12 protein-coding genes are annotated in these 11,799 nt (G+C 64.4%); 9 read left to right on the top strand and 3 right to left on the bottom strand.

What is annotated here, in order from left to right:
• The first annotated feature begins 216 nt into the window (after window positions 1-216).
• The 7 genes from AC3WTO_RS29085 (at window position 217) to map (ending at window position 6,682) form a co-directional block, all read left to right on the top strand.
• Window positions 217-1,077: an FAD binding domain-containing protein gene (locus tag AC3WTO_RS29085; protein ID WP_492464428.1), complete on the top strand. Its 861-nt coding sequence runs from the start codon at window positions 217-219 to the stop codon at window positions 1,075-1,077.
• A complete protein-coding gene (locus AC3WTO_RS29080) occupies window positions 1,077-1,550 on the top strand; it encodes a (2Fe-2S)-binding protein (protein WP_492464427.1) in 474 nt (157 codons plus the stop codon). Before AC3WTO_RS29085 ends, AC3WTO_RS29080 begins: the two co-directional genes overlap by 1 nt.
• A gap of 5 nt (window positions 1,551-1,555) precedes the next feature.
• Complete coding sequence (locus tag AC3WTO_RS29075) at window positions 1,556-3,820, top strand: xanthine dehydrogenase family protein molybdopterin-binding subunit (RefSeq protein ID WP_492464426.1); 2,265 nt, start codon at window positions 1,556-1,558, stop codon at window positions 3,818-3,820.
• On the top strand, window positions 3,820-4,065 hold the full coding sequence (locus tag AC3WTO_RS29070; protein WP_492464425.1) for a MoaD/ThiS family protein: 246 nt from the start codon (window positions 3,820-3,822) through the stop codon (window positions 4,063-4,065). The genes AC3WTO_RS29075 and AC3WTO_RS29070 overlap by 1 nt, the downstream gene beginning before the upstream one ends.
• Before the next feature lie 674 nt (window positions 4,066-4,739).
• Window positions 4,740-5,438, top strand: coding sequence for a DUF899 family protein (locus tag AC3WTO_RS29065; RefSeq protein ID WP_492464424.1), 699 nt, complete (start codon window positions 4,740-4,742; stop codon window positions 5,436-5,438).
• A gap of 265 nt (window positions 5,439-5,703) precedes the next feature.
• Window positions 5,704-5,913 (top strand): ParD-like family protein, encoded by a 210-nt coding sequence (locus AC3WTO_RS29060; protein ID WP_492464423.1) that lies wholly within the window; start codon window positions 5,704-5,706, stop codon window positions 5,911-5,913.
• Between the two features lies 1 nt (window position 5,914).
• Window positions 5,915-6,682, top strand: a complete 768-nt coding sequence (gene map / locus AC3WTO_RS29055) for a type I methionyl aminopeptidase (protein WP_492464422.1) — start codon at window positions 5,915-5,917, stop codon at window positions 6,680-6,682.
• Window positions 6,683-6,717: 35 nt separating this feature from the next.
• Here map and AC3WTO_RS29050 read toward each other — a convergent pair whose 3' ends face one another.
• On the bottom strand, window positions 6,718-7,602 hold the full coding sequence (locus tag AC3WTO_RS29050; RefSeq protein ID WP_492464421.1) for an AraC family transcriptional regulator: 885 nt from the start codon (window positions 7,600-7,602) through the stop codon (window positions 6,718-6,720).
• Between the two features lie 185 nt (window positions 7,603-7,787).
• On the opposite strand from AC3WTO_RS29050, the gene AC3WTO_RS29045 reads away from it, so the two are divergent.
• Entirely contained in the window at window positions 7,788-8,141 is a 354-nt protein-coding gene (locus AC3WTO_RS29045; RefSeq protein WP_492464420.1) for an ethanolamine utilization protein, read from the top strand.
• Window positions 8,142-8,518: 377 nt separating this feature from the next.
• On the opposite strand, the gene aguB is transcribed toward AC3WTO_RS29045, so the two are convergent.
• Complete coding sequence (gene aguB, locus AC3WTO_RS29040; RefSeq protein ID WP_492464419.1) at window positions 8,519-9,397, bottom strand: N-carbamoylputrescine amidase; 879 nt, start codon at window positions 9,395-9,397, stop codon at window positions 8,519-8,521.
• A gap of 95 nt (window positions 9,398-9,492) precedes the next feature.
• Here aguB and AC3WTO_RS29035 point away from each other — a divergent pair, with 95 nt between their 5' ends.
• A complete protein-coding gene (locus AC3WTO_RS29035; RefSeq protein WP_492464418.1) occupies window positions 9,493-10,365 on the top strand; it encodes a helix-turn-helix transcriptional regulator in 873 nt (290 codons plus the stop codon).
• Window positions 10,366-10,687: 322 nt separating this feature from the next.
• Here AC3WTO_RS29035 and AC3WTO_RS29030 read toward each other — a convergent pair whose 3' ends face one another.
• A complete protein-coding gene (locus tag AC3WTO_RS29030; RefSeq protein WP_492464417.1) occupies window positions 10,688-11,785 on the bottom strand; it encodes a polyamine ABC transporter substrate-binding protein in 1,098 nt (365 codons plus the stop codon).
• Between the last annotated feature and the right edge of the window lie 14 nt (window positions 11,786-11,799).

Here is an 11,799-nt window from a genome sequence, read left to right as displayed (position 1 = left end):
GCTCGTCTTCACAACCATCGCAAACATCCCCCTGCTCAACGCAGGGAATCACAACCACCTAATTTTGCAACGGTCCCGCAAGGGGGGAGATAGAAGGCGCCGCGCCCTTCATGCCACGCACCCCTCTCGCCCTGGCACACAAATTCACCATCCATCCCCGGATGACCATTGGCGCAGGAGCCTCTATAACTGTCCCCAACTTGCGAAGGGGAGACGATGCGCTACATACGTCCGCTTACGATCGAGGATGCCGTCGGCCAGTTGGTCGGCTCATCCGGAACAGCCGCCATTCTCGCCGGAGGCAGCGACCTCTTGGTGCGGATGAAAGGCGGCTTCATCGAGCCCGACCTGATCATCGACATCAAGGCGATCGAGCACTTAAGCGAAATCCGGCAGACTGCCGGCGGTTTCAGCATCGGCGCCGCCGTGCCCTGCGCGGTGCTGGGCGAGAACAAGACCTTGAAAAAGGCATGGCCGGGCGTCGTCGAAGCGGCGAACCTGATCGGCTCGAAACAGGTGCAGGGCCGCTGCACCATCGTCGGCAATCTCTGCAACGCTTCGCCGGCCGCCGATTCGGTGCCGGCGCTGGTGGCGGCTGGCGCCAGGGCCGTGGTGGCCGGGCCGTCCGGCAAGCGCACCATCGCCGTCGAAAGCGTGCCGACCGCGCCGGGCCGGACCTCGCTCGCCAAGGGCGAGATCATCGAGGCGATCCTGCTCGATAGCCGCGCGCCGCGTTCGGGCGATGCCTATCTGCGCTTCATTCCGCGCACCGAAATGGACATCGCGGTGGTCAGCGCCGGCGTCAACCTGACGCTCGACGAGGCCGGCGTGGTCAAGACGGCGCGCGTGGCGCTGGGCGCTGCGGCCCCCACCGTGCTGCTGGTCGAGGAAGCGGCCGAAGTGCTGGTCGGTTCCAGGCTGGACGAGGCGACGCTGGAGCGGCTGGCCAAGGTTTGCTCGGGCGCCTGCCGCCCGATCGACGACAAGCGCGGCACCATCGAATTCAGGCGGAAAGTCGCCGGCGTGCTGGCAAGACGTGTCGCCACCGCCGCTTACGAACGTGCAGGAGGCAAGTGATGGCCGGCATAGCGGTTTCAACGACGATCAACGGCGACCCGATCGAATATCTGTGCCAGCCTGACGAGACGCTGCTCGACGTGCTGCGCGACAGGCTCGGCCTGACCGGCGCCAAGGAAGGCTGCGGCACCGGCGACTGCGGCGCCTGCAGCGTCATCCTCGACGACCGGCTGGTCTGCTCCTGCCTGGTGCTGGGTGCCGAGGCGGAAGGCCGCCATGTCGAGACCATCGAAGGCATGGCGCATGGCGACAGGCTGCATCCGCTGCAACAGAAGTTCCTCGAGCATGCCGCCCTGCAGTGCGGCATCTGCACGCCGGGCATCCTGATCGCCGCCAAGGACCTGTTGGCCAAGAACCCGGAGCCGACCGAGGAAGAGATCCGCTTCGGCCTGGCCGGGAACCTGTGCCGCTGCACCGGCTATGACAAGATCGTGCGCGCCGTCCAGGACGCCGCCGGCGTGATGAGGGGTTGAAGGCGATGAATTTCGATCCACGGTTCTCCAACCGCAACTTCGCTTCAGTCGGCACGCGGCCGATCCGGCCCGACGGCGTCGACAAGGTCACCGGCCGCGCCCGCTACGGCGCCGATTTCAACATGGCAGGCCAGCTGGTCGGGCGCATCCTGCGCAGCCCGCATGCCCATGCCGTCATCCGCGGCATCGACACCTCGAAGGCGGAAGCGCTGCCCGGCGTCAAGGCGGTGATCACGGCGGCCGACCTGCCCGACCTCACCGGCGACGACAGCGCGCTGCGCGACATCCTCGACAATTGCATGGCGCGCAGGAAGGCGCTTTATGACGGCCATGCCGTGGCGGCGGTTGCGGCCATCGATGCGCGCACGGCAAAGCAGGCGCTGAAGCTGATCGCGGTCGACTACGAGGTGCTGCCGCATGTCACCGATGTCGACGAGGCCTGCAAGCATGACGCGCCGCTGATCAACGACGCCATCTTCACCGAAGGGCTGGAGCAGAAGCCGGTCAAGCCGTCCAATGTGCACAAGCGCGCGCAATATGGCCATGGCGACGTGCACAAGGGGTTCGGCGAGGCGGACTTCATCGTCGAACGCTCCTACCGGACCGAACAGACGCACCAGGGCTATATCGAGCCGCATGCCTGCGTGGCGAGCGTCAGCACCGACGGCACCGCGGAACTGTGGGTCTGCACGCAGGGCCATTTCGTCTATCGCCAGCACTGCGCCCAGCTGCTCGGCATGGAAGCCTCGAAGCTGCGCGTCACCTCTTCGGAGATCGGCGGCGGCTTCGGCGGCAAGACCCATGTCTGGGCCGAACCGGTGGCGCTGGCGCTGTCGCGCAAGGCCGGCCGCCCGGTGAAGCTGGTGATGACGCGCGACGAGGTGTTCCGCGCGTCCGGCCCGACCAGCGCCACCTCCATCGACATCAAGATCGGCGCCCGCAAGGACGGCACCATCACCGCTGCTGAAGCGACGCTGCGCTACAGCAACGGTCCCTATCCCGGCATGTGGGCGGAGATCGGCGCGATGACGTCGTTTGCCTGCTACAGGCTGGAGAACGTCAAGACCGTCGGTTTCGAAGTTCTGGTCAACCGGCCGAAGACCGCCTCCTATCGCGCGCCATCGGCGCCGATGGCAGCGTTCGCGGTGGAAAGCGCCGTCGATGAGCTGGCCAGGAAGGTCGGCATGGATGCGGTCGACTTCCGCATCCTCAACGCCGCGCAGGAAGGCACGCGCGCGTCCTATGGTCCGGTCTATGGCCCGATCGGCATCGGCCCGACGCTGGAAGCGGTGAAGAGCCATGCACACATGAAGGCGCCGCTCGGCAAGAACCAGGGGCGTGGCATGGCCTGCGGCTTCTGGTTCAACTTCGGCGGCCAGACCTGCACCGACCTCAACATCGGCATGGACGGCTCGGTTTCGCTCGCCGTCGGCACCGTCGACGTCGGCGGTTCGCGCGCCTCGCTGTCGCTGATCGTGGCCGAGGAGCTCGGCATCGACTATGGCCAGGTCAAGACCATCATCGCCGACACGTCCAGCCTCGGCTACAACGACATGACCGACGGCAGCCGCGGCACCTTCTCGTCATCGATGGCGACGATCTCGGCGGCTCGCAACGCCATCCGGATCATGCGCGAGCGCGCCGCGCAGATGTGGGACATCCCGGTCGACGACGTCGTCTGGGAAAAGGGCCATGCCATCGCCAAAGGCGAGAAATACGGCAACCTGCCGGCGCTTTCGCTGAAGGAGATCGCCACCCAGTCCGGCAACACCGGCGGGCCGATCGCCGGCCACAGCGAGCTCGTCGCCGACGGCGCCGGCGTCTCCTTCGCCACGCATATCTGCGACATCGAGGTCGACCCGGAGACCGGCGCGACCAAGGTGCTGCGCTACACGGTGGTGCAGGATGCCGGCAAGGCGGTGCACCCGACTTATGTCGAGGGCCAGTACCAGGGCGGTGCGGCGCAAGGCATCGGCTGGGCGCTCAACGAGGAGTATATCTACGGCAAGGACGGGCGGCTGCAGAATGCCGGCTTCCTCGACTACCGCATCCCGGTCTGCTCGGACCTGCCGATGATCGACACGCAGATCCTCGAAATCCCCAACCCCAACCACCCCTATGGCGTGCGCGGCGTCGGAGAGACCTCGATCGTGCCGCCGCTGGCGGCGATCGCGAATGCGGTGTCGAACGCGGTCGGCGTGCGCATGACGCACATCCCGATGTCGCCGCCGCGCATTCTGGCCGCGCTCGAGGCTGAACGGGGAGCCTGATGGTCGCTGTCACGCTCTGGGGATCGCTCGCCGCTGTCGCCGGAGGCAAGGACAAGCTCGACATCGAGGCCAAGGACATAAGGGAACTGTTCAGGAAACTCGCTGAACAGTATCCCGCCTTCGAACCGTTCATTGACCGCGGCATCGCGGTCTCCATCGACGGCACCATCTACCGCGACACCTGGTCGAAGACGCTGCCGGAGGGATCGGAGATCTTCCTGCTGCCGCGGCTCGCTGGGGGGTAGAGGCCCCGCCTTTGCAGCGTGGCGGCCGTTGCCGGCACGTCCTCATACAAGGTGCGTCCTTCGAGGCTCGCTTCGCGAGCACCTCAGGATGAGGACCGCTATGCCTTTCGGGCGAAAATCTGGAACGTCCTGGAAATTGAGCACCGTTTCACCCAGCGCCCCTCATCCTGAGCACCTCAGGATGAGGATCGCTGTGCCTTTCGGGCGAGAATCTGGAACATCCTGGAGATTGAGCGCCGTTTCACCCAGCGCCCCTCATCCTGAGCACCTCAGGATGAGGATCGATGTGCCTTTCGGGCGAGAATCTGGAACGTCCTGGAGATTGAGCGCCGTTTCACCCAGCGATCCTCATCCTGAGCACCTCAGGATGAGGACCGCTGTGCCTTTCGGGCGAAAATCTGGAACGTCCTGGAGATTGAGCGCCGTTTCGCCCAACGCCCCTCATCCTGAGGTGCTCGCCCGCACATCGCCCGAAAGCACAGCCCGGCCCTTTGCGGGCGAGCCTCGAAGGACGCACCCAATCCCGCCTTCGAAGCGTTCGCTGGCAAGAACGGGCAGGAGTGTTGGAACGGCACACACGCCGGGATCGTTTTTAAGCGTAGGATACGGAAGCTGGCCACCCCGCAGCCAGGTCAGCGACTTCCGAACGAAACGCACGACCCTGGAGGAGCAGCATGTCCACCTCACCCATCGAGCTGGCAACCAAGCGCAGATCCTGGCCCGGAGAAACCGAAGCCTATGCGCAGGCCCGGCAGAAACTGCTGGCCGAGGAAATCGAACTGCAGCGGCATATCGACAGCGTGGCCGAGCAGCGGCGAAAGCTGCCGCGCGGGCCGGCCATCGAAAAAGACTACCGCTTCAAGGACGTGAACGGCGCGGAAGTTTCCCTGGCCGAGCTGTTCGGCGACAAGCAGACGCTTGTCAGCTATTTTTGGATGTATGGCCCGGAACGCGAGCGGCCCTGCCCGATGTGCACCAACCTGCTCGGCCCCTTGAACGCCAACGCCAATGACCTGAAGCAACGCGTGGCGCTGGCCATCCTCGGCCGCAGTCCCGTCGAGCGCCAGGTGGCGTTCGCCAGGGAGCGCGGCTGGCAGCACCTGCAGTTCCACCAGACCGTCGGCGACGACTACGCTCTCGACTTCCGTGGCCTCGATCCCGCAAAGGGCTGGGAGTATCCGGTGCTCGCCGTGTTCCAGAAATCCGATGACGGCAAGGTCCGGCTGTTCTGGAAGGGCGAAATGACCGGCGAGATGGCCGATGCCGGCAAGGATCCGCGCGGCGGCCCGGATTTCGCGCCCTTGTGGTCGGCGCTCGACCTCACGCCGGAGGGACGCGGCGAAAAATGGTACCCCAAGCTGGAGTATTATTGAGCTGGCGCCCAGCCGGGATTGCGAGACGCTGGTATCTCCCCCCGTTGCGGGGGAGATACCAGCGCCTCGCCTTCGCGCCACCCAAACCGGATGAGTTTCTCCCGATGGAAGCGGCGCGACGCATTGGCGTTATGTGTAGCGCTGCTGCGAAACTGTGCCCGCGGGAAGACAGTTACCCATCCATCCGGTTCAAACAGCGTCTCGCCTCCGCTTGACCCATCGACATACGAACCATATATGCTCCGTATATCCAACGGAGACAGAAATGGGCATCGTGAAGATCGACGAGGACCTGCATGAGGAGGTGCGGCGCGCCTCGACCGTGATGTGCCGGTCCATCAACGCGCAGGCCGAATTCTGGATGAAGATCGGCATGCTGGCCGAGGCCAATCCGACGCTGTCCTTCACCGAGATCGTCAAGCGGGAACTGGCCACGGCGCAGGACCGCCCTGCCCCCAGCCTGGCTGTCGCCTGACATGGTCAAGACACCGGACGAGCTGGCGCTGATGCGCCAGTCGGGCAGGCTGCTGGCCTCCGTGTTCGAGATGCTCGACGGGCTGGAGCTGGCTGGCATGTCGACGCTTGAGGTGGATACGCTGGTCGACCGCTTCATCAGCGAGGACCTTGCCGCGCGCCCGGCGAGCAAGGGGCAGTATGGCTACAAGCATGTGCTGAACTGCTCGATCAACCATGTCGTCTGCCACGGCGTGCCGGATGCGGCCGCGATCATCAAGGACGGCGACATCGTCAATTTCGACATCACGCTTGAGAAGAACGGTTTCATCGCCGATTCCTCCAAGACCTATCTGGTCGGCGATGCCTCGCCCGTCGCGAAACGGCTGGTGCGCGTTGCCCAGGAGGCGATGTGGAAAGGCATCCGCGAAGTGCGGCCCGGCGCGTTTGTCGGCGACATCGGCTACGCCATCGAGAAGCACGCCAAGAAGAACGGCTATTCGGTGGTGCGCGATTATTGCGGCCACGGCATCGGCCGCGAGATGCATGAAGAGCCGCAGGTGCTGAACCACGGACGGCCGGGCACCGGCGTCAAGCTGCAGGAAGGCATGGTGTTCACCATCGAACCGATGGTGAACCAGGGCACCCGCAGGGTGACGACGGCCGACGACGGCTGGACCGTTGTGACCAATGACGGCAAGCTTTCCGCCCAGTTCGAGCACACCGTCGCCGTCACCGCCACCGGCGTCGAAGTGCTGACGCTGCGCAGCGACGAAAAGCTGGTGGCGTAAGGACAGCTGCCAGCGCATGCCGTCCCTGCCCGCTGCTACTTCAGCGGCAGGAACAGTTCCACCACCACCTCATGCGCCGGCACTTCCGGGATGAGGGCGAGACGGCGCCGGCAATAGACCGGGAAGTCGCGCACCTCCTCGCCGCTGGCCGGCAGCCATTCGCGGTAGAGATAGGTTGCCGCGGGTTCGAGGTTGTTGGTGTTGCCGGGATAGCGCAGCACCGCGCAGCGTCCGCCGGGGATGATGCCGGCCTTCATCAGCGCATCGTCCGGATCGACCGGCTGGTCCGTCTCGACGCACAGGTCCATGGCATAGTCGGCCGGATTGGCTGGACAGCGCTCGGAGCGAAACACCATGAAGGTCGAGCGCATCTCGGCCGACAAGCCGGCGGCCTTGCCCCAGGCCCTGAAGCGCTCGGCTGTCGTGCCGAGCGTGGCGCGGTCGCCACGATGTTCCAGCATCGCCACCGGTGTCGGCTCCACATCGCGGATCGTCACGTCGTCTTGGCTAAAAATGATCTGCATCAGCTTGCTCCTCGCATTGTCGAGAGGCCCGAAGGCCACAAGCCACGGTTCCCAGTCGGGCGACTTCCGGAACGACGACGGCGATTGCCCGAGCCGTTGCCGGAAGGCGCGGGCGAAGGCATCGGGTGCATCGTAGCCGGCATCCATCGCGATCGCCGTGACGCTTTCGGCGTCCGCAACGGCCAGCCGCTGTGAAGCACGCTTCATGCGGGCCAGTTGGACGTAGCGATGCACGGACAGGCCGAAGGTCGCCATGAACTGCCGGTGAAAATGGAACTTCGAGAAGGCGGCAACCCGGCTCAGCGCGTCAAGATCCAGATCGCCGTCGAGATGACGGTCGATATGGTCGAGCACACGCTGCATGCGGGCATGGTAGGTCTGAAGTGCCGGCTTCATCGTTTTCTCCGTGGCCGGCCCAGATAGCCGCCTGGTGCCATAACGCGCTCGACCGATCTTGCTGTTCGAAAAGCAAGACGCGGTCTCACCCCTCGATGCATCCCGAAGCTTCGAAGAGCCGGTCATTTGAACCAGACATCGACCTGCTGCGTTGTCCGATGCCAACCCGCGCAAAGGAGCCCCGCATGACCGTTAGCAAGTTTTCCGTGTCCGATGCCAATTTCGAACATGTACCCGGACTGGACGGCGAGGTCTTCACCGGCAATCTGGTCGACCAGCGCCATGGCGCGCCGATCACCATCGGCTACGGCCGCTACGGGCCTGACGTCAGCATCGACATCACGCTTGCCGTCGACGACGTCATGGTGGTGCTGAAGGGGCGGCTGTCGGTGACGAGCGAGAGCGGCGAGATCACCGCCGGGCCGGGCGAAATCGTGCATATGCCGAAGGGCGACCGCGTCACGATCCGCGCCCACGACGACGGCGCGATCACCGCCTATGTCACCTATCCGCACTGGCAGGAGGCGGAGGCAGGGTAAGTGCCTGTGGCGTCGACATTCTCTTGAGTTTGCGATCCGGCGTTCCGGCAGCGATGCAGGTCTGGACCGTCCCACGATCCTCAGCGTTCCGGAATGGATCCCCGACACTCTTCGGTCGCTTCGCTCCCTACGAGGTCGAGGATGACGGAATTCTTTTGCCGTGCGCAAACCGCGAACGCAGGTGCCACGATCAACGTCACCGGGAGCGCTAACCAGGAGCGGCGGCGTCATCGCCAACGTCGGAGATTGGCCGAACCGCCCTTCCCCTCGTCATCCTCGACCTCGCAGGGAGCGAAGCGACCGAAGAGTGTCGGGGATCCATTCCGGAACGTCTGAAGATATGGAGCAGCCACCCGGCAACACCACGCGCTGCCGCCTCAGTCCGACAGCCCACCATCCAGCGTCGCCAGCCGCCCATACAGCTCGGGCCGCCGGTCACGGAACACACCCCAGGAGCGGCGCTGGTGGGCGATGGCGTCGAGGTCGAAGGAGGCGGTCAGCACGGTTTCGGTTTCGCGATCCGCCTCGGCCACCTTGGCGCCGGTCGGATCGGCGATGAAGGACGAGCCGTAGAAGGTGATGCTGGTGCCGGCGCGGCCCTGTTCGGTGCCGATGCGGTTTGAGGCCAGCAGCGGCATGATGTTGGCGCCGGCATGGCCCTGCATGACGCGCTGCCAGTGCGCGCTGGAATCCAGGCCGGCATCATGCGGCTCGGAGCCGATGGCGGTCGGATAGAGCAGGATCTCGGCGCCCTGCAGCGCCATCGAGCGCGCGGCTTCGGGAAACCACTGGTCCCAGCAGATGCCGACGCCGATGGTGCCGGCCTTGGTCTTCCACACCTTGAAGCCGGTGTCGCCCGGAGAAAAATAGAACTTCTCCGTGTAGCCAGGACCGTCCGGCAGGTGGCTCTTGCGGTAGTTGCCGAGCACGCTGCCGTCGGCGTCGATGACGGCAAGGCTGTTGAAATAGCTCTGGCCGGCGCGCTCGAAATAGCTGACCGGCAACACGACGCCGAGCTCGCGCGCCAGAGCGGCGAAATGTCCGATCAGAGGGTTGTCGGCAAACGGCCGGGCGAGGTCGAAGAAGCCATGAAACTGGTCCTGGCAGAAATAGGGAGCGGCGAACAGTTCCTGGATCAGGACGAGATCGGCGCCCTTCTTCTTGGCCTCCCGCACCAGCCGCTCGGCGCGCGCGACATTGTCCTTCTCGTCCCAGACGCAGGCCATCTGTGTGGCGGCGACGGTTACCTTGCGCATGATGCGGCGAACTCCCTTGTCACGGTTGACCGGCGATAACGGTCACATGATTGCTTTAACTTGAATTCCTGCCCGCACGGTCTATCGTCAACGACATGCAGCCGGCTTTTTCCCCAGAGCGTTTCCGTTCTTCGCGGAAACGCGGAAACACTCCCTGTTCTGACGCAACTCCAGACGCAAAACCGCTGCGCACTTTTGCTGGAATTGCTCTGGAACGGTTCGGACGCTGGAGCCAGGGCCTGGCTGCGGCGGCGCAGGCCAGCTCGAGCAAAGAGATCTCGGCGACCTTCACCACGGCAGCCAGCGGACTTCTGGCCTGCGACCGCGCCTATGTCGGGCTTTACCTGCGCGACAACAGTTCCGTCACCATCGACGACCGCGGGCCGGATCCCTGGAACCGCAACTACGACGCGCGCCTCTACCGGCAGGACCCGTTCTTCCGCATGTTTACCAGCACGCGACAGGATTTCCTGCTGCCCCTCGCCGCGCTCGATACGGGCGACTTCCGGCGAACCGCCTATTACCGCGACTTCTACGAACCGTCGCAGAGCTTCGACGAGATCACCGGCGTCTTCAACCTCGACGCCAGGGCGGCCGGCTACATCACCTTCCTGCGCTTTCGTGGCGCGTCGGCCTTCGGCGCGGACGACCTTGCGCTGGCCGAAGCGATCAGCGGTGCGACGCGGCTGGTGCTGACGCAGCTCTGGCATCAATGGCGCGCCGAACAACAGATGGAAGCCGAGCATGCGCAGCCCGCTCTGCGGCTGTCGCGGCTCAGCGGGCGCGAACGCCAGATCGCGGACCTGCTCATCGACGGCGGCTCGGCCAAATCCATTTCACGCAACCTCGCCATCTCGCCCGGAACCGTGCGCAACCACATCAAGAAGGTCTATGCCAAGCTCGGCATTCATTCGCAGGTGGAGCTGATGGCCGCTGCGAGGGCGACTGGTATGGCGCCTTTGGCGTAGGCTTCGCCCTTCGTGTTCAAGTGCGCTTGCCACCCGGCATAGCCTGGGTCTGGACCGCTGCATCTTCCCCCTCGTTCCGGCATGGATCCCCGACACTCTCCAGTCGCTTCGCTCCTTTCGAGGTCGAGGATGACGGCGTTTGAGGCTGCGCTTCAGCCAATCTCCAACGGTGACATCAACGTCGGAGATTGGCGCAGGCAACCGAACTCCGTCATCCTCGCCCTCGTGAGCGACCGCAGGGAGCGGCGAGTGTCGGGGATCCATTCCTGAACATTGAAGGGAATGGATCCCGGCACGGGCAGGCCAAAGGCGCCCGCCCCATTCACTGCCCCGTCACAACCCGCGTCCACAGCCGATTCTGCAGGCGCAGTTGCTTGGCGTCAGCCGGATTGAGCACGAACAGCTTGGCCTTCACCTCGGCCGGCGGAAACACGCCGGGGTCCTTGGCCACGGCCGGATCGACCAGGGGCAGCGATTCCGGGATCGGATTGGCGAAGGAGATGTGGCTGGAATTCGCCGCCGCGATGTCGGGGCGCATGTTGAAGTCGATCCAGGCCAGCGCGTTCTGCGGATGCGGCGCATCCTTCGGCACGGCCATGGTGTCGAAATTGATCAGCGTTCCTTCCTTCGGGATGGCATAGGCGATGTCGATCTTCTTGGTTGCGGCCGCGCCACGCGCCCGCGCCTGCAGAATGTCGCCGGACCAGCCGAGCACGACGCAGATGTCGCCATTGGCGAGATCGTTGATGTATTTCGAGGAATGGAAATAGCGGATGTAGGGCCGCACCTTGGCCAGAAGCGCCTCGACCTTGTCGAGATCTTCGGGGTTGGTCGATTTCGGATCGATCTTCAGATAGTTCATCGCGATGGGGATGATCTCGGCCGGCGCGTCGAGGATGGTGACGCCGCAATCGGCGAAGTTCTTCACCACGTCCGGGTTGAAGACCATGTCGAGGGAATCGACCGGCGCGTCGGGCATGCGCTTCTTCACCGCCTCGACATTGTAGCCGACGCCGTCGGTCACCTCCATGTAAGGCACGGCATGGACATTGCCCGGGTCAGCGTTGCCGACCAGCTTCTGCGCCTGCGGATCGAGTTTGGCGAAATTGCCGAGCTTCGCCCTGTCCAGCGGCATGAAAGCGTTGGCCGTGACCTGGTTTTTCAGGAACGGAAAGGCGGACGGATAGACGACGTCATAACCCGATCCGCCGGTCAAAAGCTTGGTCTCCAGCACCTCATTGCCGTCATAGACGTCGTAGACGACCTTGATGCCGGTCTCCTTCTCGAACTTCGCCGCCGTGTCGGGGGCGATGTAGTCGGACCAGTTGTAGACATTGACGACTTTTTCTTCCTCGGCCCTGGCGGTGCTCGCGAAAACGCAACATGCGATTGCAAGTGCCGAGATCATGGATAAGCGCATAATATCTCCCATTG

The organism is Mesorhizobium sp. EU05-FHT14A09, assembly GCF_058790995.1.
This window is presented reverse-complemented; position numbering and strand designations above follow the sequence as displayed.